Annotated in this window: 20 protein-coding genes; 15 read left to right on the top strand and 5 right to left on the bottom strand. The window is 64.0% G+C overall.

Annotated features, from left to right (window positions below):
- Nucleotides 1-2: 2 nt before the first annotated feature.
- The 5 genes from JQ631_RS27450 to JQ631_RS27430 are packed head-to-tail and all read left to right on the top strand — an operon-like array spanning nt 3 to nt 4581.
- Entirely contained in the window at nt 3-1046 is a 1044-nt protein-coding gene (locus JQ631_RS27450; protein ID WP_212332050.1) for a branched-chain amino acid ABC transporter permease, read from the top strand.
- A complete protein-coding gene (locus JQ631_RS27445; protein ID WP_212332047.1) occupies nt 1043-1786 on the top strand; it encodes an ABC transporter ATP-binding protein in 744 nt (247 codons plus the stop codon). Before JQ631_RS27450 ends, JQ631_RS27445 begins: the two co-directional genes overlap by 4 nt.
- The gene (locus JQ631_RS27440; protein WP_212332044.1) at nt 1783-2484 is read left to right on the top strand and encodes an ABC transporter ATP-binding protein; all 702 of its coding nucleotides are present in this window, start codon (nt 1783-1785) and stop codon (nt 2482-2484) included. The genes JQ631_RS27445 and JQ631_RS27440 overlap by 4 nt, the downstream gene beginning before the upstream one ends.
- Nucleotides 2485-3132: an ATP-binding cassette domain-containing protein gene (locus tag JQ631_RS27435; protein ID WP_212332041.1), complete on the top strand. Its 648-nt coding sequence runs from the start codon at nt 2485-2487 to the stop codon at nt 3130-3132.
- A 12-nt stretch (nt 3133-3144) separates the two neighbouring features.
- On the top strand, nt 3145-4581 hold the full coding sequence (locus tag JQ631_RS27430; protein ID WP_212332038.1) for an NAD-dependent succinate-semialdehyde dehydrogenase: 1437 nt from the start codon (nt 3145-3147) through the stop codon (nt 4579-4581).
- Between the two features lie 45 nt (nt 4582-4626).
- Here JQ631_RS27430 and JQ631_RS27425 read toward each other — a convergent pair whose 3' ends face one another.
- Together JQ631_RS27425 and JQ631_RS27420 are read right to left on the bottom strand one after the other, a co-directional pair.
- The gene (locus tag JQ631_RS27425) at nt 4627-5265 is read right to left on the bottom strand and encodes a glutathione binding-like protein (RefSeq protein WP_212332035.1); all 639 of its coding nucleotides are present in this window, start codon (nt 5263-5265) and stop codon (nt 4627-4629) included.
- A gap of 12 nt (nt 5266-5277) precedes the next feature.
- Nucleotides 5278-5871, bottom strand: coding sequence for a cysteine hydrolase family protein (locus JQ631_RS27420; protein ID WP_212332033.1), 594 nt, complete (start codon nt 5869-5871; stop codon nt 5278-5280).
- Nucleotides 5872-5999: 128 nt separating this feature from the next.
- Here JQ631_RS27420 and JQ631_RS27415 point away from each other — a divergent pair, with 128 nt between their 5' ends.
- Both JQ631_RS27415 and lepB read left to right on the top strand, forming a co-directional pair.
- On the top strand, nt 6000-6833 hold the full coding sequence (locus tag JQ631_RS27415) for a LysR family transcriptional regulator (protein ID WP_212332030.1): 834 nt from the start codon (nt 6000-6002) through the stop codon (nt 6831-6833).
- Nucleotides 6834-6954: 121 nt separating this feature from the next.
- The gene (gene lepB / locus JQ631_RS27410) at nt 6955-7701 is read left to right on the top strand and encodes a signal peptidase I (RefSeq protein ID WP_212332416.1); all 747 of its coding nucleotides are present in this window, start codon (nt 6955-6957) and stop codon (nt 7699-7701) included.
- Between the two features lie 126 nt (nt 7702-7827).
- Here lepB and groL read toward each other — a convergent pair whose 3' ends face one another.
- A complete protein-coding gene (groL, locus tag JQ631_RS27405) occupies nt 7828-9468 on the bottom strand; it encodes a chaperonin GroEL (protein ID WP_212332027.1) in 1641 nt (546 codons plus the stop codon).
- Between the two features lie 45 nt (nt 9469-9513).
- Nucleotides 9514-9828 carry a co-chaperone GroES gene (locus JQ631_RS27400; protein WP_011088371.1) on the bottom strand — a complete coding sequence of 105 codons (315 nt, stop codon included), beginning with the start codon at nt 9826-9828 and terminating at the stop codon, nt 9514-9516.
- Nucleotides 9829-10208: 380 nt separating this feature from the next.
- Between JQ631_RS27400 and JQ631_RS27395 the strand changes: the two genes are divergently transcribed.
- The 3 genes from JQ631_RS27395 to JQ631_RS27385 all read left to right on the top strand — a co-directional run bounded on the left by JQ631_RS27395 (nt 10209) and on the right by JQ631_RS27385 (nt 12674).
- Nucleotides 10209-10496, top strand: coding sequence for an usg protein (locus JQ631_RS27395; protein ID WP_212332025.1), 288 nt, complete (start codon nt 10209-10211; stop codon nt 10494-10496).
- Nucleotides 10497-10644: 148 nt separating this feature from the next.
- The gene (locus tag JQ631_RS27390) at nt 10645-11184 is read left to right on the top strand and encodes a cupin domain-containing protein (protein WP_212332023.1); all 540 of its coding nucleotides are present in this window, start codon (nt 10645-10647) and stop codon (nt 11182-11184) included.
- Nucleotides 11185-11549: 365 nt separating this feature from the next.
- Entirely contained in the window at nt 11550-12674 is a 1125-nt protein-coding gene (locus tag JQ631_RS27385; RefSeq protein WP_249161123.1) for a rhomboid family intramembrane serine protease, read from the top strand.
- Between the two features lie 23 nt (nt 12675-12697).
- Here the strand turns inward: JQ631_RS27385 and JQ631_RS27380 are convergent, their stop codons facing one another.
- The gene (locus tag JQ631_RS27380; RefSeq protein ID WP_212332017.1) at nt 12698-13948 is read right to left on the bottom strand and encodes a NupC/NupG family nucleoside CNT transporter; all 1251 of its coding nucleotides are present in this window, start codon (nt 13946-13948) and stop codon (nt 12698-12700) included.
- Between the two features lie 159 nt (nt 13949-14107).
- Between JQ631_RS27380 and JQ631_RS27375 the strand changes: the two genes are divergently transcribed.
- From JQ631_RS27375 to JQ631_RS27355, 5 genes are all read left to right on the top strand, one after another.
- Entirely contained in the window at nt 14108-15343 is a 1236-nt protein-coding gene (locus tag JQ631_RS27375) for an MFS transporter (protein ID WP_212332014.1), read from the top strand.
- Between the two features lie 207 nt (nt 15344-15550).
- Nucleotides 15551-16435 (top strand): AraC family transcriptional regulator, encoded by an 885-nt coding sequence (locus JQ631_RS27370; protein ID WP_212332013.1) that lies wholly within the window; start codon nt 15551-15553, stop codon nt 16433-16435.
- 216 nt (nt 16436-16651) lie between these two features.
- The gene (locus JQ631_RS27365; protein ID WP_212332011.1) at nt 16652-17725 is read left to right on the top strand and encodes an ABC transporter substrate-binding protein; all 1074 of its coding nucleotides are present in this window, start codon (nt 16652-16654) and stop codon (nt 17723-17725) included.
- A 62-nt stretch (nt 17726-17787) separates the two neighbouring features.
- The gene (locus JQ631_RS27360; RefSeq protein ID WP_212332009.1) at nt 17788-18609 is read left to right on the top strand and encodes an ATP-binding cassette domain-containing protein; all 822 of its coding nucleotides are present in this window, start codon (nt 17788-17790) and stop codon (nt 18607-18609) included.
- On the top strand, nt 18606-19862 hold the full coding sequence (locus JQ631_RS27355; protein WP_212332007.1) for a sugar ABC transporter permease: 1257 nt from the start codon (nt 18606-18608) through the stop codon (nt 19860-19862). The genes JQ631_RS27360 and JQ631_RS27355 overlap by 4 nt, the downstream gene beginning before the upstream one ends.
- Nucleotides 19863-19880: the final 18 nt, after the last annotated feature.

Below are 19880 nucleotides of genomic sequence, written 5' to 3'. Positions count from 1 at the left end.
GAATGATTGTGGGATCAAAATTGTCATCCGACGCCGCGCGCCTCGTTACGCCGACGATGCTGGTGCTCTGGCTCGTGCTTGCAACGGTGCCGCTCTGGATCACGCGGATCGGGCTCTATCCTTATCTGGGGATCGAGATCCTGATCTGGTCGCTCTATGCGCTCGCGTTCAATCTGGTGCTGGGTACGGCCGGACTCCCGTCATTCGGACACGGCGCCTATTTCGGCATCGGCGCCTATGCGTTCGGGCTCTGCCAGTTCGACATCGTCGCCAATCTCTGGATCTGCCTGTTCGCAGCGGCCGTGGTCGCGGCGCTGGCCGGCGCGCTGGTGGCGCTGTTCATCTCCCACCGGCGCGGCATCTACTATGCTTTCATGACGATCGCCTTCGGCCAGATCTTCTGGACGCTGGCGATCAAGTCGCATCGGATCACCGGTGGCGAAGACGGGCTTCTCAAGATCAAGCGGCTGCCGGCCGATTTCGGGCTGGTGTCGTTCGATCTCACCGACAATTTCGCGTTCTACTATTTCGTGCTCGCGGTCTTCGCGGTCGGAACCGCCGTCTTGTGGCGGCTGGTGCACTCGCCCTATGGCCGCGTGGTTGCTGCGATCAGGCAGAGCGAGGTTCGCGCCGCCCATCTCGGATACAACGTGTGGCTCTACAAGGCATCGGTGTTCGCATTGTCGGCCGCCGTGTCCGGCTTTGCCGGCGGACTGTTCGCGATGGCGCAACTCGCTGCATTCCCCGACGTGATGAGCCTGCATCAATCCGGCTATGTCGTGATGATGACGCTGGTCGGCGGCGGCCTGGTCAGCTTCTGGGGCCCGGTGATCGGTGTGTTTCTCTTCCTCACCGCGCGCGACGTGATCGGCGCGCTGACCAATGCCTGGATGCTGTATTTCGGCCTGCTCTTCATTGCGATCGTGCTGTTTCGCCCGGAAGGCATCGCTGGCGCGCTCTCGGCCGTTGTGCAGCAGCATTCGCTCCACGCGCTGCGGCGGCGCGGTACGTCCGCGATGCGTCTGTTGGTCGGAGGCGGGCAATGAGCATGTTGGAGGCCGCAGGCGTCCATGTCCGCTTCGGCGATCGCGTCGTGCTGGAGAGCGTCGATCTCGCGGTGGCCGATGGCGAGTTTCACGGCGTGATGGGTCCGAATGGCGCCGGCAAGACCACTTTCTTCAATGTCCTCACCGGCAGGGTGAAACCAAGCCGCGGCAAAATACGGCTCGGCGGCGAGGATATCACGGGCTTGAGCGCCCATCGCATCGCGGCCAAGGGCATTGCCCGCTCGTTCCAGATCATGACGCTGTTCGACGAGTTCTCCGCGCGCGACAATGTCATGATGGGTTTGCCCGAGTTTCGCGCCCGCGGCCTCGATATCGCCCGTGCCGCAGCCGGGGACGGCAGGTTCGCCGAGCACGCCTCCGAAGCGCTTGCCGCGGTCGGGCTTGCCGACAAGGGCGATGTCCGCGCCAAGGATCTCTCCTATGGCGACCGCCGCGCGCTGGAGATCGCGGTCGCGCTGGCGCAGGCGCCGCGCGTGTTGTGCCTGGACGAGCCGACGTCCGGCCTCGGCTCCGACGGCGTGCAGCGCCTCGCCACGCTGGTCGCGCGCTTGAAGGGCAAGCTGACCATCGTCGCCATCGAGCACGATATGGAATTCCTGTTTTCACTGGCGGACCGCATCTCGGTCATCCATTGGGGTCAGGTGGTGGCCCGCGGCACGCCGCATGAGCTCCAGCAGAACGAATGGGTGCGCCGCTCGAATCTCGGGAAATTCGCATGATTCTCGAAGTGGACGGGGTGGACACCTTCTACGGCGAAACCCAGGCGCTGTTCGGCGCCTCGCTCGCCATCGAGCACGCCAAGGTGTTTGCGCTGCTCGGGCCCAATGGCGCCGGCAAGACCACGATGCTGCGATCGATCCTCGGGCTGACGCGTCCGCGCCGCGGTGCCGTTCGTTTTGACGGGCATGACGTGACGCGCAACCCGACCCACGAGATCGCGCGCGCCGGCATCGGCTGGGTGCCCGACGATAGGCGGCTGTGCCCGACCTTGTCGGTCGCACGCAATCTGTCGATCGCGCAGAAGCGGACGCGATTTCGCAACTGGTCCGTCAAGGAGGCCGCTGCAATCTTCTCGCCGCTCGAATATCTGATGGAGCGCGACTGCGAAAACCTGTCGGGCGGGGAGATGCAGATGGTTGCGATCGCGCGCGCGTTGGTCGGCTCGCCGGGACTGGTGCTGTTCGACGAGCCGAGCCAGGGGCTTGCGCCAAAGATCGTCGGCGACGTGCTCGCTACGATCCTGCGCATGAAGGACGAGGGTATCGCCTCGCTGGTCGTGGAGCAGAATGCCGAGATCGCGCTGTCGGTCGCTGACCATGCCGCGGTGATCGATCGCGGCCGGATCGTGTGGGCAGGGGACGCCGCTACATTGCGCGCCGATCGCGACCTTCGTCAGCGTTTGCTGGGAGTACACTAAGTGGGCGCACCGCTGCTCGTTCTCGACGATATCTGCAAGGTCTATACGCGGGGCCGCATCGTCCGCCGTCCGACCTTTACGCTCCAGGCAAATCTGTCGCTGGACGAGCCCGGCATCGTCGGCGTCGTCGGGCCGAACGGCGCCGGCAAGACAACGCTGTTCGAGATGATGACCGGCTCCAACGCGCCGACCTCGGGGCGGGTGCTTGTCGCCGGCATGGACATTCATGAGGTCAAATATCGCGAGCGCGACCGGCTCGCGATCCACTATCACCAGTCCTATCAGGTCCGCCGCTTCCGCAAGCGCGTTCCGTCAGCCTTGCTGGCGCCGTCGCCGACCAGAACACCTTTGGTGCATCTGTTCGACGAACCACAGTTCAATCTGCAGGACGGCTATATCGGCTTCATGCTCGATTTCTTCCGCAAGCTGCGCGACGAGGGCAGGCTGGTTATCCTCTGCATGCATCCGACAGCGAGTTGGCACCTCGACATCCTCGCCGAGATCGCAGGGCAATTCTTATTCGTGGCGGGCGGTGGCGTGACGCGGATGGCGGACTTCGGCAGCCTCACTGCCGAGCCCCGCTTCCGCGCCTATCTCGGACCTGAAATGACCAGGGCTGCAGACGCCATCTGTCGCAGCTCGACGTAAAGGGAGACTCCGTTGACTTATTCGAATACCCAGCTCTTCATCGGCGGCAAGTGGCGACCGGCCCATTCGGGCGAAGTCATCGACGTCCGTAATCCCGCGACCGAGGAGGTGATTGGCACCGTCGCCCACGCGGGCAGGTCGGATCTCGACGAAGCGCTGGCTGCAGCGAGCGCCGGCTTCAAGATTTGGCGCAACGTCGCGCCGTTCGAGCGCTGCCGGATCATGCGCAAGGCCGCCGCGATCATGCGTGAGCGCAATGACGAGATTGCGCCCCTGCTGACGATGGAGCAGGGCAAGACGCTTGGCGAAGCGAAGATGGAGGCGATGGCGGCGGCAGACGTGATCGAGTGGTTCGCGGAGGAAGCCAAGCGCGCCTATGGCCGGCTGATCCCTGCGCGCGGTCCCGGCATCTACCAGATCGCGATGAAGGAGCCGGTCGGCCCGGTCGCCGCGTTCACGCCCTGGAATTTCCCGATCAATCAGGTCGTGCGCAAATTGTCCGCCGCGCTCGGCGCCGGCTGCTCGATCATCGTCAAGGCGCCGGAGGAGACGCCGGCCTCGCCCGCGCAGTTGATCCGGGCCTTTGCGGATGCGGGCGTGCCCGATGGCGTCATCAACCTGGTTTACGGTGTGCCGTCAGAGATATCCGAATATCTGATCCCGCATCCGGTGATCCGCAAGATTTCGTTCACGGGCTCGACCCATGTCGGCAAGCAGCTGAATGCACTCGCGGGCCTGCACATGAAGCGCGCCACTATGGAACTCGGCGGCCATGCGCCGGCGATCATCTTTGGGGATGCCGACGTGGCTTCGGCCGCGAAGATCCTCGCTGCCGCAAAATATCGCAACGCCGGCCAGGTTTGCATCTCGCCGACCCGGATGCTGGTGCAGGACGACGTGTTCCGCGAATTCGTCGATAAATTCGTCGACAGCGCCAAGACGTTCAAGGTCGGCAATGGCCTCGATCCCGAGTCCAAAATGGGCTCGCTCGCCAACCCGCGGCGTGTCACCGCGATCGAGGGCATGGTGCAGGATGCCGTCGGCAAGGGTGCGAAGCTCGAGACAGGCGGCCACCGTGTCGGTAACAAGGGGCACTTCTTCGAGCCGACCGTGGTGAGCGACGTGCCGAAGGATGCGCGCGCCATGAACGAGGAGCCGTTTGGCCCGCTCGCTCTGATCTCGCGCTTCTCGTCGTTCGACGACGTCGTCGAGGAAGCCAACCGGCTGCCCTTTGGCCTTGCCTCCTACGCCTTCACCAGCTCGGCCAAGACGGCGGCTGCGATCGGCGCGGCGGTCGAGGCCGGCATGATGTCGATCAACAGCTTTGGTCTCGCGCTGCCCGAAGTGCCGTTCGGCGGCATCAAGGATTCCGGCTACGGCTCGGAAGGCGGCACCGAGGCGATGGAGGGCTACTTCAACACAAAATTCATCAGTCAGACGGGCGTGTGAGCGGGCGTCGCACGCCAGGCCGTGCGATGATCGCGCGGCCTAACGTCACGCCACATTTGCCGGCATGGTCTTGCGCAGCGCCATTTCGGTCGCAATCGCCTCCCGCACCGTGGGCCGCGCCTGCATCCGTTCAAGATAGGCCGTGAGCTGCGGCCATTGCCCGATGTCGACACCCGCGGGACGAAGCAGCAGCAGGGCCCAGGCGAGGTGCGCGTCGGCGACGGTGAAGCAGTTGCCGACGAGGAATTCGCGGTCTGCGAGGTGGGCTGACGGTACGGACAACGTCTGCGCAATTCGTGCACGCGGCTTGGCGAGCGAGGCGTCGTCCTTGTACCAAAAGGTCGGAAACAGGAACGCCTTGTGGATCTCGGCGCCGATGAAGCTCAGCCATTCCTGCAGGCGATAGCGATCCGGATCGCCGGGGCGCGGCGCAAGGCCACGCTCAGGTTTCATGTCGGCGATGTATTGCAGTACCGCCGCGCTCTCGGTCAGCCGCTCGCCGTTCTCCAGCACCAGGACCGGCACTGCGCCCTTCGGCGAGATACCGCGAAAATCGCTGTCGTCGTCCACGACCTGCTTGGTCCAGAGGTGCACCAGATGATAGCGCGCCTCCAGACCGGCTTCCATCAGCGCGATGCGACTCGCAAGCGAGCAGGCCATCGGCGAGAAATAGAGCTGCAGCATCGCTTTGCTCCGCTATCTCAGCGCGTCGCCGCGCGCGATGATCGCGAAGCGGTCGGACAGCTCGGCCAGTGCAACCTCGTGGATGGTCCGTGCGTCCATCGTACCACCGCGGCCGTCGGGCAGGTCGCGGGTGGCGCAGGCGTCGGCATCGACAGTCGTGCGGAAGCCGAGGTTCAGCGCGGCGCGCGCCGTGGAGCTGACGCACATATGCGTCATGAAGCCGGCCAGCACGATGTTCTTCCGGTCGGTCGCGTCGAGACGAACTTTGAGATCGGTGCCGGCAAACGCATTGGGCAGTTCCTTCTCGATCACGAGTTCACCGGCGCGGGGCGTGAGCTCGGCGACGATGGCGCCACGGTCGGCGCCGCGATCGAACAGGCTGCCCGCCTTGCCGCGATGGGCAATATGGATGATCGCCGCGTTTGCCTCGCGCGCCCTTGCCAGCAGGGCAGCAGCCCGGACAATCGCGGGCTTGGCGTCGGGCAAGGCGAGGGGGCCCGCGAGATATTCGTTCTGGATGTCGATCAGCACCAGTGCGGCCTCGCCGAGGCGCGGCGGGTTGAGGTCAGCGCCGGCGAGCTGGAGCAGGGTCTTTGCGGTCGTCATGGTTTGGCAATCTCCGGGGAAGAAAGGCCGGGCCAGCATAGCGCCGCGACCGCCTGCCGATATGCAGGGATATTGCAGCGGGTGGCTGCGATATTGCAGGCTGCTCACGGCCGATGTAGCCTCACCCCATGAACTGGGATGATCTCCGCATCATCGCCGCCGTCAGGGACGAGGGCACCTATGCGGGCGCCAGCGTGCGGCTGCGCATCGACGAGACCACGGTCGGGCGCAGGCTGTCGCGCATCGAGCGCGCGCTCGGTCTGCGCCTGTTCGAGGCCGCCGATGGTGTCCGCAAGCCAACGCGACAATGCGAGGCGGTGCTGGCGCATGTCGAGGCGATGGCGGCACATGCCGCCGAGATCGGCCGCGTCGGCGAAAGCCTGGCCGGTCCGGTGGGACGCCTGCGCATCGCCACCACCAACACGGTTGCCGAGGAAGTGCTGTCGCCGCGCGCGAGCGACTTCCTGCGCATCAATCCCGGGCTGACACTGCAATTTCTGACATCGAGCGAAAACGTCAAGTTCTCGCGCTGGGAGGCCGATCTCGCCATCCGTCTGCGCAAGCCGGACAAGGGCGATTTTGCGATCTCCAAGCTCGGCGACATCAAGCTCTATTATTTCGAGCCCGTCGCAACCGAGGGCGAGCCGATGCTGTGCGCCTATCCGGATGAGCTCGGGACCATTCCCGAGATGCAATTCCTGCGCGCCAGAAAAGCGCGTGCGCGCTGCATCACAGACAACGTCCGCGTCATCCGCAATTTGATCCGCGCCCATCAGGCTTCAGGCGTGTTGCCGGAGCACAGCTGCGCGGATCTGCTCGGCGATCGCCGCCTGCGCGCCACGCTGCTGCCGAAGCGGCGCGATGCCTGGCTGCTCGTGCAAAACCACCTCAAGCGCGACGCCGCAACGCGGGTGACGATCGACTGGGTGCGGGGGTGTTTTCAGGAGATGTCGCGCGCGTGACATGATTCCGGGCTCATGGCCTCATGAACGTGATTGAGGTGCTGCGCGACGAATTTGGAGGATTGCCTACGCGCGAAGGTTGCGCGATCTTGCTGCGACCACGGTCTATATCGGACAGGCGATGACCATTGTTGAGGACACGATCCGGCCGCGGGCCAAGTCCGGCGAATGGAAAGCGATCGTTATCCTGATCCTGCTTGTGCCCGTGCTGTGGTCGCCACCCCTCCTGTTCCGCGTCTTCCTGTATCAGCCGTTCAACATCCCCTCCGGCTCGATGATGCCGACGTTGATCGTCGGTGACTACATCTTCGCCGCCAAATATGCCTATGGCTACGGCCGCTATTCGTTTCCCTTCGCGCCGTCATTCATCTCCGGCCGCTTTCGCGCTGCTGATCCCGCCTATGGCGACGTCGTCGTGTTCACGACGCCAAGGGACACCACGGTCGACTATGTCAAGCGCGTGGTCGGGTTGCCCGGTGATCGCATCCAGATGCGGCAGGGTCAGCTTGTCCTGAACGACAAGCCCGTCGCGCGCGTCGCGCTGAAGGACGCAGCTGCCGGCTCTGCCTGCGGCGGCGAGGCCGGTACACGGGTCAAGCGCTGGCGCGAGACCATGCCGAACGGCGCGAGCTATATCACCTACGACTGCGTCGACAACGGCTTCGCCGACAACACCGAGGTCTTCACCGTGCCTCCTGGCCATTTCTTCGGGCTCGGCGACAACAGAGACAACTCCGCCGACAGCCGCTTCAAATCGTCTATGGGCTTCATCCCGATGGACAATCTCATCGGCAAGGTGACGCGGATCTTCTGGTCGCTGGATTCCCGAGGCGAGCTGCGTCCGGAGCGGCTGGGGAAGGTGAGATAGCCACCGTCATTCCGGGCTCGCGCTTTGCGCGCCCCGGAATGACGAGGGGAGAGAGCTGGGCCCGCCCCGCAAACAAAAACCCCGGCATCGCTGCCGGGGTTTCGTAGTCCTTGAGGTGGCTGAACCTTAGAAGTCCATGCCGCCCATGCCGCCGCCCGGGGGCATCGCGGGACCTGCGCCGCCCTTCTTGGGCAGCTCGGCGACCATGGCTTCCGTGGTGATCAAGAGAGCCGCAACCGAAGCTGCGTTCTGGATCGCGGTGCGGACCACCTTGGTCGGGTCGATGATGCCCTTGGTGACGAGGTTGACGTACTCGCCGCTCTGGGAGTCGAAGCCGTAAGCGTAGGTCTTGTTCTCCAGGATCTTGCCGACGATCACCGAACCGTCTTCACCGGCGTTGATCGCGATCTGGCGAGCGGGAGCCGACAGGGCCTTGCGAACGATCTCGACGCCGGTCTTCTGGTCGTCGTTCTTGGTGCGCAGGCCCTTGAGCTGCTCGGAAGCACGGAGCAGGGCGACGCCGCCGCCCGGGACGATGCCTTCCTCGACAGCCGCGCGGGTCGCATGCATCGCGTCATCAACGCGATCCTTGCGCTCCTTCACCTCGACCTCGGTCGCGCCGCCGACGCGGATCACCGCGACGCCGCCAGCGAGCTTGGCGAGACGCTCCTGGAGCTTCTCACGGTCGTAGTCCGAGGTGGTTTCCTCGATCTGCGCCTTGATCTGGGCCACGCGCGCCTCGATGTCGGCCTTCTTGCCGGCACCGTTGACGATCGTGGTGTTCTCCTTGTCGATCATCACCTTCTTGGCGCGACCGAGCATGTTGAGCGTGACGTTCTCGAGCTTGATGCCGAGATCTTCCGAGATCGCCTGGCCGCCGGTCAGGATCGCGATGTCCTGCAGCATGGCCTTGCGGCGATCGCCGAAGCCCGGAGCCTTGACGGCCGCGACCTTGAGGCCGCCGCGGAGGCGGTTCACGACCAGGGTCGCGAGGGCTTCACCCTCGACGTCCTCGGCGACGATGACCAGCGGCTTGCCGGTCTGCACCACGGCCTCGAGCAGCGGGAGCAGCTCGTTCAGCGAGGAGAGCTTCTTCTCGTTGATGAGGATGTAGGCGTCGTCCATCTCAACGCGCATCTTGTCGGCGTTGGTGACGAAGTAGGGCGAGATGTAGCCGCGGTCGAACTGCATGCCCTCGACGACGTCGAGTTCGGTCTCGAGCGACTTGGCTTCCTCGACGGTGATGACACCCTCGTTGCCGACCTTCTTCATGGCGTCGGAGAGGAACTTGCCGATCTCCTGGTCGCCGTTCGCCGAGATGGTGCCGACCTGGGCGATCTCGTCGTTCGAGGTGACCTTCTTGGAGTTCTTGACGAGGTCCGCGACGACGGCTTCGACCGCGAGGTCGATACCGCGCTTGAGGTCCATCGGGTTCATGCCGGCGGCAACCGACTTGGCGCCTTCACGCACGATCGCCTGGGCGAGCACGGTGGCGGTGGTGGTGCCGTCGCCGGCCGCGTCAGCGGACTTGGAGGCGACTTCGCGCACCATCTGCGCGCCCATGTTCTCGAACTTGTCGTCGAGCTCGATCTCCTTGGCGACGGTGACGCCGTCCTTGGTGATGCGGGGAGCGCCGAACGACTTGTCGAGCACGACGTTGCGGCCCTTCGGACCGAGCGTGACCTTCACCGCGTTGGCGAGAATGTCGACGCCGCGCAGCATCTTGTCGCGCGCTTCAACCGAGAATTTGACTTCTTTGGCTGCCATCTGGAATTTTCCTTGAGATGTATGACTGGAGGGAGAGAGGGGCTGTTAGGCCGCCTTCTTCTTGGAAGCGGGGACGTCGAGGACGCCCATGATGTCGCTTTCCTTCATGATCAGCAGATCGACGCTGTCGATCTTCACTTCGGTGCCGGACCACTTGCCGAACAGCACGCGGTCGCCGACCTTCAGGTCGATCGGGATCAGCTTGCCGGCCTCGTCGCGGCCACCCGGGCCAACGGCGACGACTTCACCCTGGGAGGGCTTTTCCTTGGCAGTGTCGGGGATGATGATGCCGCCGGCGGTCTTCTCTTCTGCGTCGATACGCTTGACCACGACGCGGTCGTGAAGCGGACGGAATTTCATGCAGCTCTCCTAAGCTTTTGCACGAGTTGAGGATTTTTGGTCGTTAGCAATCTGTGCCCGCGAGTGCTAGCACAGGCGAGGCTGAAATAGGACAGGAATTTTGCGGGGGCAAGGGCTTCTAGCAGAAAATTCGGCACTCTGAAGGCTGAAGTGCCAAATCTCTTTACCATCGTTAACCGAATGGCCGGGCCGTATTAGCACGGAGCCGCCTCTGCTGCTAAAGCATTGAATTTCAACAACTTGTTAAACTTTTGGGCTTGAGATGGATTGTCAGTTTGCGTCACATTTCTCTCATGTGAGCGCATCTCCACCGGGTGGCTCGTCAAGAGGCGTACCGGATCAAGCCACCCCCTGAATGCGCTCCTGCAAAGGAGGTTGGCATGGGATTGCGGGTTGGGGGCGTTTCCGAGGATTTCCGGAAACAGCTGCTGGGCTACGGGCTGACGACGGCCCAAATTCTCTACCGGATGCCGGATCATCGCTCGCTGCTGCAGACCTATGTCTGGCAGGACTACGACATGTTTCCGAAGTTTCCGGCGCTGAGCGACTTCCTCGCTTTCTGGCAGCAGAAGCTCGACGGTCCGCTGCATTCGGTGACGGTCGCGCATTCCAAGCTGATCAAGCCGGCCGAGCTCCGCGCCGTCGACGGCGTGTTCCGGTTGAATTGAAGGCTAGCGCGTAGGATGGGTAGAGCGCGAAGCGAAGCCCATCGCCTTCGCATGCCCTGGGGGATGATGGGTTTCGCAAGAGCTCTACCCATCCTACGAACCTTCGTTCCGTGCTAGCCTCCGCTCATAACAACAGGGAGGCCGGCCCATGGCCAAAAAAACAAAGTCGCGCAGCGCTGTCCAGACCGCGGTGAAGAAGCGGAGCGGCGCCAGGCCCGCCGCGCGCTCCTCGGCACGCAAGGCCGTGAAATCGAAAGCCCGCGCGACCTCGCTCAAGACTGCGGCAAAGAAACCCGCGCGTCCCAAGCAGCGCATCGCTATCAGCCACCACCGCGAGGAAGACTTCAAAGCCGACGGCCTGCGCACTTACGCAAAGTACCGCGACCTCGGCATTGCCGCCGCCAGCCACGGCCTCGCGCAAGCCCACGTGATCCGCCTGCAGGGTCCTTGCGATCCGGCCGAGGTGTCGAAGCTGCATTTTCACGCCGTCGACTTCCAGATGGTCTACGTCCTCAAGGGCTGGGTGAAGACCTACATGGACGGGCAGGGCGAGACCTTGATGCAGGAAGGCAGTGCCTGGACCCAGCCGCCGAAGATCAAGCACATGATCCTGGACTATTCGGACGACGTTGAGCTGCTCGAAGTGATCCTGCCGGCGGAGTTCAAGACGGTGGAGTTGAAGGCGTAGACGCTGTCGGGAGGAGCGCACACCTCTCTCGTCTCGTCATTGCGAGGAGCCCTCGCGACGAAGCAATCCAGATTGCCTCCACGGATGCAGACTGGATTGCTTCGCTGCGCTCGCAACAACGCGGAGATCTACCGACACACAATCCCTAAAAAGCGCCCGATCCGGGAAACCGCGCCATTACCAATCGGACGGTTTCAGCCGCCCGAACGGCGGCCGCTAACCCGATCGAAAATATCCCTCATGTCAACTCAAGGATGTGAACATGCGGGAATGCTTTCATGACGACTTTTGGTCGACGCGGCGTCGTAGCACCAGCCCCAAGAGCCTCCCTTCAATCCGTTGCCGCGCCGACCGCTCCCGTGGTCATGCGCGACGACGATGGATCCTCGTCCAGCGAGGGCTCGCTTTTCCGCGACAACAAGCTTCTCTCCGACATTCCTTTCCTCACCATTGGCCTGATCTTCGGTTTGCTGCTGATCTACGCGCTGCAGCGCAGTCTGGCCATCGACGTTGGGCCCGACGGCTCGCTCGATGTCCGCTCGCTGATCGCCTATGGCGCGTCAGGCCATGATCTCGTTGTCGGACGGGGAGAGTGGTGGCGGATCGGCCTTGCGCCGCTTCTGCACGGCAGCCAATGGCACCTCATAGGCAACTGCGTCGCGCTGTTCATCGTCGGCGTCAGGCTGGAGAGCCTGATCGGTCGTGGCTGGTTTTCGCTGATCTTCGTCGCCAGTGCGGTGGCCGGGGAGATTGGCTCGCTCCTGGGCAACGGCCCCGGCACGGTGAGCGTCGGCGCCTCCGGCGCCATTACCGGGCTCATCGCCGCGCTGTTCGTCGCGAGCTTCGATCCCGAAGCGGATGCCGATCAAACAATATCGAGACTGAAGACGTCGCTGTTCTTCGGTGTTCCCGCGTTGCTACCGCTTGCCTTTGGGGCCTCGGGCAACGTCAACTATTATGCCCATGCCGGTGGTGCGGTGGCCGGTGCCGCGCTTGCCATGACACCTTGGCTCGCGTTCTGGTCCTACGACAGCCTGCCGCGAAGTGCCGGCGTGACGTTGCTTGCGGGATTCGCCGGATCCCTGGTCTGCGCCGGTTTCGCCGCCGCTCATTATTCGTCCTACATGGCCGATGCCGTGCATTATATCCGCGCCTCGGAAGCGCCGGCGAATTCCGAGGAGATGGCCAGACGGTCTCTCGATCTCGTCACGCGCTATCCGAAAGACCCGCGGGCACATCTGTTCCGTGCGGTCTTCTTCCTCGAAAAAGCGAGCCTCAATGCCGCCGAGACGGAAGCGCGAACCGCCATGTCGCTCGCCGCTTCCGATGTGGCCGGCGGGCCGGTGCGGGTCGGGGCGCAGGGCTTGATGGCCGTGTTGCTGCAGGCCCAGGGACGAAAAAGCGAGGCGATCGCCATGGCTGCCGAACCGTGTCGTGCCAGGCTGGCTGAGGTGCCTCGCATCTTGCGGAAGCAGAAATTGTGCGGCTGAGAGCGCTGGTTCGCAGCCGGTCGCTACGTCAACACCCCCACGATCGCTCCCATCAGACAGGTCGTCAGCGTCCCCGACACGATCGACTTCAATCCCAGCGCGTTGATCTCGTCGCGTCGCTCCGGCGCCATCACGCCGAGCCCGCCGATCATGATGCCGAGGCTGGCGAAATTGGCGAAACCGCACATGGCATAGAGCATGATCAGGCGCGAGCGCGGATCGAGCGTATCGGGCGGAAGCTTCGAGAAGTCGACATAGGCGATCAACTCGTTGAGCACGGTCTTGGTGCCCATCAGGCTGCCGGCCGTCACCGCCTGGTCCCACGGCAGTCCCATCAGCCAGCACACCGGCGCCATCACGAGGCCGAGCAGCCGTTGCAGCGAGATCGCGGCGCCGCCGATATCAGGCAGCAGGCCGAGCACGGCGTTGACGAGATAGACCAGCGCCACCAGCACCAGCAGCATCGCGACGATGTTGATCAAGAGCTCGATCCCCGCGCTCGTGCCTTTCACGATCGCATCCATCGTGCCGGACACCGCCGTTTCCGGATCCTCGAGCGCGCCGCCGGTGCGCTTGTCCGAGGTCTCGGGGATCATGATCAGGCTGACGAGGATCGCGGCCGGCGCGCCGAGCACCGAGGCGATCACGAAATGCGCGGCCGAGTCGGGGATCAGCGGCGCCAGCAGCGTTGCATAGAGGACCAGCACGGTGCCGGCGATGCCGGCCATGCCGCCTGTCATCACCAGAAACAATTCGCTGCGGCTCATCTGCGCCAGATACGGCCTGACGAACAGCGGTGCCTCGACCATGCCGAGGAAGATGTTGGCCGCGGTCGAGAGCCCGACCGCGCCGCCGACCCCGAGCGTACGCTCGAGCAGCCAGGCCATGCCGCGCACAACAGGCGGCAGCACACGCCAATAGAACAGCAGCGTCGTCAGCACGCTCATGACCAGCACGATCGGCAGCGCCTGGAACGCCAGGATGAAGTCGGCGCCCGGCACCTTCAGGTCGAAGGGCAGGGGGCCGCCGCCGACATAGCCGAACACGAAAGAAGAGCCGGCGCGCGAGGCCGCCGAGATCGCGCCGACCGCGTCGTTGATGGCGCCGAAGGCATGCGCCACCACAGGCACCTTCAGCAGCACGATCGCGGTCGCGAAGGTCGCGACAAGGCCGATCAGCGCCTGGCGCAGGGAAACGGCGCGGCGATTCTCCGCGAGCGCAAAGGCGATCAGCAGCAATGCGAAAACGCCGAGTGTCGATTGCAGCCGAAGCATGATGTCCCCAAACCCTCAATGATTATGGCCGCACGTGCGCTGCAAACGCAATGCCGGGGATGTTGCCGGTAGTCCTGCTGTTGACAAGCTCGTCTGCGTCAGCCACGCGGGGAACATTGACATCAAGGGCTTATTTTCCCGAGCGTGACCGACGAGGCGATGCCAGAGCAGCCAGTTTCCGCCAATCCACCGGTCACCGCCGGTGAGCTCCTCCGCCATCGCGCCTTCCTGTTCTTTCTGCTCTCGCGCAGCCTGTCGCGCTTCTCCAGCCAGATCGCGGCGGTCGCGATCGGCTGGCAGATCTACGACCTCACCGGCTCGGCATTCGACCTCGGCATGGTCGGCCTCGTGCAGTTCGCGCCCACCGCACTGCTCGTCTTCGTCGCCGGCCACGCCGCCGATCGCTACGAGCGCAAGCGCGTGGTGCAGCTTTGCCAGCTCGTGGAAGCCGCGACCGCGCTCTATCTCGCCGTCATCACGTATCTCGGCCTGATCAGCGAGGTACAGATTTTCGTCGCGACCTTCGTGCTCGGCATTGCCGGCGCGTTCGAAAGCCCGACCACAGCGGCGCTGCTGCCGCTGATCGCGCCGCAGGGCTCGCTCCAGCGCGCCACCGCCGTCTCCAGCGGCGCAGCGCAAGTCGCGACCATCACCGGGCCCGCGCTCGGCGGCTTTGCCTATGCGATCGCGCCGCATCTGGCCTATGCCATCATGCTGCTGTTCTGGATTTTCGGGATGATCCTGACCGGATTCATCCGGCCGCGGCCGCAAGCGGTCGCCAAGGATACGAGCACGGACAATATCTTTGCCGGCGTCCGTTTCATCCGCAGCAATCCCTCGATCCTCGGCACGATCTCGCTGGATCTGTTCGCCGTGTTGTTCGGCGGCGTGACGGCGCTATTGCCGATCTATGCCCGCGATATCCTCCAGACCGGCCCGATGGGGCTTGGAATCTTGCGCGCCGCGCCCGCGGTCGGTGCGCTGCTGATGACCACGATCCTGGCGCATCATTCGATCACGCGTCACGTCGGCCTGCGCATGTTCCAGGCGGTGATCGTGTTCGGAATTGCCACGATCGTGTTCGCGGTGTCGCACTGGATGTGGCTGTCGGTGCTGTCGCTGGCCATCCTCGGCGCGGCCGACACGATCAGCGTCGTGATCCGCTTCTCGCTGGTTCAGCTCGCGACACCGGACGAGATGCGCGGCCGCGTCGGCGCAGTCAATTTCCTCTTCATCAACGCCTCGAACCAGCTCGGCCAATTCGAGAGCGGCCTGACAGCGGCCCTGTTCGGCGCCATGCCCGCCGCCGTGCTCGGCGGCGTCTGCACGGTGGCGGTGGCGCTGCTGTGGATGAGGCTATTCCCCAGCCTGCGCCAGGTGGAGAGCCTGGAGTAGGCGACGCCGGCCGAGGCTTGAACCCGGCCGATATTGCAGCGCCCAGCCCAAGAATGTCAAAAGAGTATCGGTTCGGTATCTGAATCGTGGTGGCGGCAGCGGCGGCCACCCGATACGATTTCGAACAACAGATAGAGCTGAGCAAAATTCAGCCGTCGGCTACGACCCCAGTATCTACAAAACGGGTCGGCCCAGGAGGGAACGGATATGGAACCGGACTTAGAAGTCGTCCAGATTCGGCGCGGCGAGTCGTTCAAGGCTTGGTCGCACGGCTATCCGTTCCACACCGTCAGGTGGCACTTTCACCCGGAATACGAGATCCATCAGGTCGTAGCGACGAGCGGTCGCTACTTTGTCGGCGACTTCATCGGCCAGTTCGAGCCGGGTAATCTCGTGCTCACCGGACCCAACCTGCCGCACAATTGGGTGAGCGATCTGCCGGCGGAAACGACGATCCCTCTGCGCGGACGCATCATCCAGTTCAGCGAAGAATTCATCGGCGATACGATGAGGCTGATGCCCGAGCTGTCGGGTCTCGCCGCGCTGCTGGAATCCTCCCGACGCGGCGTCCTCTTTGCTGGCAGCACAAGCAAGGAGCTCGCCCCGCTGATGGAGGAGATCGTGGCGGCGAAGGGCGTGCGTCGGATCGAGCTGTTCATGATGATCCTGGGGACGCTCTGCCGCGCCCGAGGTGCGCTGCCGCTCTCCAGCCCGAACTATTTGCCCGACCCGTCCGGCTACATGTCGGCGGGCATGAACAAGGCGCTTGCCTTCATCCGCGAGAACCTGACGCAGCCGTTCGGTGAAGCTGATCTCGCGACAATGGCCGGCCAGTCGCAAAGCGCGTTTTCGCGCTCGTTCCGCCGGCATACGGGAATGTCACTTGTGCAATACGTCAAGCGGCTCCGCATCAACCTGGCCTGCCAGATCCTGATGAGCGACGAGCAGGCGTCCATCACCGACATCTGCTTCGAAGTCGGCTTCAACAATCTCTCCAACTTCAACCGCCAGTTCTTGGCCGAGAAGGGCATGCCGCCCTCGCGCTTCAGACGATTGCTGGCGGACAACATCAACGCGGCACGCGCCGCATAACCGGGAGGAGCAAGGGAGGAGGACGATTACGGGAAGGATGACGCGGGCGCGCCAATGGCCGCCTGCGAAGGAAATTGTCTGTCCTGAATTTCCGCTTGGCTTCGGAGGATATCGGCGCTGACCGCCGTTGTCATCCGGCTGCGGAAGCAGGATGGCGTGTCTCCGAGAAATCAACGAGCAGCACTTTAACACCCAGTTTCCGAAAGGGAAGTCCGAATGACAACGCCCTCGCTCAACACCACGTGCACTGCCGCTCTCGCCCTGGCGCTACTCGGCGCAACGGCCATGTCCTCGCGCGCCGCGGAGGTGAAGGATGCAACCGTCGCATTCCTCATGCCCGACCAGGCCTCCACCCGCTACGAACAGCACGACTATCCAGGCTTTGCCGCCGAGATGAAGAAGCTCTGCGGCAGCTGCAAGGTCGTCTATCAGAATGCCAGCGCGGACGCCGCGCGCCAGCAGCAGCAATTCAACTCGGTGATCTCGCAAGGCGCCAAGGTGATCGTGCTCGATCCGGTCGACTCGGCTGCCGCCGCGTCGCTGGTCAAGATGGCACAGTCCCAGGGCATCAAGGTGATCGCCTATGACCGCCCGGTCCCGGACGCCAAGGCCGACTTCTACGTCTCCTTCGACAACGAGGGCATTGGCAAGGCCATCTCGGAATCGCTGATCAAGCATCTGAAGGACGCCAAGATCACGCCGAAGGAGGGTGAAGGCGTGCTCGAGATCAATGGATCGCCGACCGACGCCGCCGCGGGGCTCATCAAGAAGGGCATCCACGCGGGCCTCGACAACAGCGGCTATCCGATCCTCGCCGAATACGACACGCCGGACTGGGCCCCGCCCAAGGCGCAGCAATGGGCGAGCGGCCAGGTCACGCGCTTCGGCAAGAAAATCCTTGGAGTCGTCGCCGCCAATGACGGGACGGGCGGTGGCGCCATTGCCGCTTTCAAGGCCGCCGGTGTCGATCCGGTGCCTCCGGTGACCGGCAACGACGCGACGATTGCCGCGCTGCAGCTCATCATCGCCGGCGATCAGTACAACACGATCTCCAAGCCCAGCGAGATCGTTGCAGCCGCCGCAGCCCAGGCAGCGGTGGAATTCCTCTCGGGCGGGACGCCCAAGGCGGAAACCACGCTCTATAATACGCCCTCGAAGCTGTTCATTCCGGCTGTTGTGACCGCGCAGAACCTGAAGGCCGAGATCATCGACAAGAAGATCCAGACCGCCGATCAGCTCTGCACGGGCAGATATGCCGACGGATGCAAGAAACTCGGCATCACCAAGTAAGTGAAGCATCATCCTGGCCGCTCAATGCGGCCGGGATGAACGAAGGGAAGGCGGACGCGGACATGTCCACGATCTCGGATGTCGATCACCCGCCGCAGGGGCCAAGCGAACTGGTTCTGAGGCTTCGCGGGGTTTCCAAGAATTTCGGCGCCGTGTCCGCCCTTGCCGACGTGGACCTCGACGTGCATGCCGGTGAAGTCGTGGCGCTTGTCGGTGACAACGGCGCCGGAAAGTCCACATTGGTGAAGATCCTGGCCGGCGTGCACCAGCCGACCTCCGGGATGATCGCCTTTGACGGCAAAGACGTCGTGCTGTCCGACCCGGCTACGGCGCTTGGCCTCGGCATCGCCACCGTCTTCCAGGATTTGGCGCTCTGCGAGAATCTCGATGTCGTCGCCAATATCTTCCTCGGTCGGGAGCTCAATCCCGCCAGGCTCGACGAGGTCTCCATGGAGATAAGGGCCTGGACGTTGCTCAACGAATTGTCCGCCCGCATTCCGAGCGTGCGCGAACCCGTTGCGTCGCTATCAGGCGGACAGCGCCAGACGGTCGCGATCGCGCGGTCATTGCTGACGGAACCGAAGCTCATTCTGCTGGACGAGCCGACCGCGGCGCTCGGCGTCGCGCAGACCGCAGAGGTGCTCGACCTGATCGAGCGCGTACGCGCCCGCGGCCTCGGCGTCATCGTGATCAGTCACAACATGGAAGACGTGCGCGCCGTCGCCGACCGGATCGTGGTGCTGCGCCTCGGCCGAAACAACGGCGAGTTCGGACCCGACGTCTCCAACCAGGATCTCGTCACGGCCATCACGGGGGCGGACGAGAATTCGGTCTCCCGGCGCGCCAACCGTCGCGGCGCGCAGTCGCACGAGGTGAGGCCATGACCGACAACACACAACGGGTTTCGACGGCGCGGTTGCTGGACCGTCGCGACGAGCGTGTCGCACATGCGGACACGCTTGGCGGCATGATCGGCGCCTTCGTCGATCGGGTGCGGTCGGGCGATCTCGGCTCGCTGCCGGTGGTGGTCGGCCTCTTGATCATCTGCACGGCGTTCCAGACCCTCAACCCGGTTTTCCTGGCGCCCGACAATCTCGTCAATCTGCTGTTCGATTGCTCGACCGTGGGCGTCATCTCGCTCGGGATCGTTTGCATTCTGATGGTCGGCGAGATCGACCTCTCGGTCGGCTCGGTGAGCGGGTTCTCCTCGGCGCTGGTCGGCGTGCTCTGGGTCAATCAGGATTGGCCTGTCGCGCTGGCTATCGTCACGGCGCTCGTGCTGGGCGCGGCGATCGGTAGCCTCTATGCTTTCCTGTTCAGCCGCCTCGGCATGCCGAGCTTCGTCTCGACGCTGTCAGGTCTGCTGGCCTGGCTCGGCCTGCAGCTCTATCTGCTCGGCTCGTCCGGCTCGATCAATCTCCCTTACGGATCTCCGCTGGTCAATTTCGGACAGACGCTGGTGATGCCGCCCATCGTGTCCTACGTGCTGGCGGCACTTGCCGGCGTGGTCGTGTTCGCGACCGGCTACCGCATGGCGGTGCGCCGGCGAGCGGCGGGGCTTTCGGCGAGTTCGCTCGGCCGTCTTCTGCTGAAGGGCGCGCTGGTCGTCGTCGTGCTCGAATTCATCGTCTATTATCTCAATCTCGCGCGTGGCGTTCCGTGGATGTTCGGCCTGTTCGTCGGCTTGTGCGTTGTCATGAACTACGCGCTGAAGCGGACCAAATGGGGCCGCTCGATGAGCGCGGTCGGAGGCAATCGCGAGGCCGCCCGCCGTGCCGGTATCAACGTTCGCCGGATCCATGCCAGCGCCTTCATGCTGTGCTCCACGCTCGCAGCCGCCGGCGGCATCCTTGCCGCCGCACGGCTCGCATCGTCCAGCCAGCAGGCCGGCACGGGCGACGTGAACCTCAACGCCATCGCAGCCGCTGTCATCGGCGGCACCAGCTTGTTTGGTGGTCGCGGCAGCGCCTATTCGGCCCTGCTCGGCATCATCGTCATCCAGTCGATCGCCAGCGGCCTGACGCTGCTCGATCTGTCTTCGTCGCTTCGGTACATGATCACGGGCGCCGTTCTTGCCGTTGCGGTCATCGTCGACTCGCTGGCACGACGCTCGCGCGTCTCCCATGGCCGAGCCTGAAAAACCAAAACGAGAGGA

It is taken from the genome of Bradyrhizobium manausense (assembly GCF_018131105.1).
In the GTDB taxonomy this organism is placed as follows: domain Bacteria; phylum Pseudomonadota; class Alphaproteobacteria; order Rhizobiales; family Xanthobacteraceae; genus Bradyrhizobium; species Bradyrhizobium manausense_B.
Note: the sequence above shows the minus strand (reverse complement) of the source record. Positions and strands in the feature narration are given on the sequence as shown.

Excerpts from the sequence above, each read along its gene's own strand:
- JQ631_RS27450 (WP_212332050.1), top strand. The coding sequence starts at position 3 with ATGATTGTGGGATCAAAATTGTCATCCGACGCCGCGCGCCTCGTTACG.
- JQ631_RS27445 (WP_212332047.1), top strand. The coding sequence starts at position 1,043 with ATGAGCATGTTGGAGGCCGCAGGCGTCCATGTCCGCTTCGGCGATCGC.
- JQ631_RS27440 (WP_212332044.1), top strand. The coding sequence starts at position 1,783 with ATGATTCTCGAAGTGGACGGGGTGGACACCTTCTACGGCGAAACCCAG.
- JQ631_RS27425 (WP_212332035.1), bottom strand. The coding sequence starts at position 5,265 with ATGCTGCAGCTCTATTTCTCGCCGATGGCCTGCTCGCTTGCGAGTCGC.
- JQ631_RS27420 (WP_212332033.1), bottom strand. The coding sequence starts at position 5,871 with ATGACGACCGCAAAGACCCTGCTCCAGCTCGCCGGCGCTGACCTCAAC.
- JQ631_RS27415 (WP_212332030.1), top strand. The coding sequence starts at position 6,000 with ATGAACTGGGATGATCTCCGCATCATCGCCGCCGTCAGGGACGAGGGC.
- lepB (WP_212332416.1), top strand. The coding sequence starts at position 6,955 with ATGACCATTGTTGAGGACACGATCCGGCCGCGGGCCAAGTCCGGCGAA.
- groL (WP_212332027.1), bottom strand. The coding sequence starts at position 9,468 with ATGGCAGCCAAAGAAGTCAAATTCTCGGTTGAAGCGCGCGACAAGATG.
- JQ631_RS27400 (WP_011088371.1), bottom strand. The coding sequence starts at position 9,828 with ATGAAATTCCGTCCGCTTCACGACCGCGTCGTGGTCAAGCGTATCGAC.
- JQ631_RS27395 (WP_212332025.1), top strand. The coding sequence starts at position 10,209 with ATGGGATTGCGGGTTGGGGGCGTTTCCGAGGATTTCCGGAAACAGCTG.
- JQ631_RS27390 (WP_212332023.1), top strand. The coding sequence starts at position 10,645 with ATGGCCAAAAAAACAAAGTCGCGCAGCGCTGTCCAGACCGCGGTGAAG.
- JQ631_RS27385 (WP_249161123.1), top strand. The coding sequence starts at position 11,550 with ATGCGCGACGACGATGGATCCTCGTCCAGCGAGGGCTCGCTTTTCCGC.
- JQ631_RS27380 (WP_212332017.1), bottom strand. The coding sequence starts at position 13,948 with ATGCTTCGGCTGCAATCGACACTCGGCGTTTTCGCATTGCTGCTGATC.
- JQ631_RS27375 (WP_212332014.1), top strand. The coding sequence starts at position 14,108 with ATGCCAGAGCAGCCAGTTTCCGCCAATCCACCGGTCACCGCCGGTGAG.
- JQ631_RS27370 (WP_212332013.1), top strand. The coding sequence starts at position 15,551 with ATGGAACCGGACTTAGAAGTCGTCCAGATTCGGCGCGGCGAGTCGTTC.
- JQ631_RS27365 (WP_212332011.1), top strand. The coding sequence starts at position 16,652 with ATGACAACGCCCTCGCTCAACACCACGTGCACTGCCGCTCTCGCCCTG.
- JQ631_RS27360 (WP_212332009.1), top strand. The coding sequence starts at position 17,788 with ATGTCCACGATCTCGGATGTCGATCACCCGCCGCAGGGGCCAAGCGAA.
- JQ631_RS27355 (WP_212332007.1), top strand. The coding sequence starts at position 18,606 with ATGACCGACAACACACAACGGGTTTCGACGGCGCGGTTGCTGGACCGT.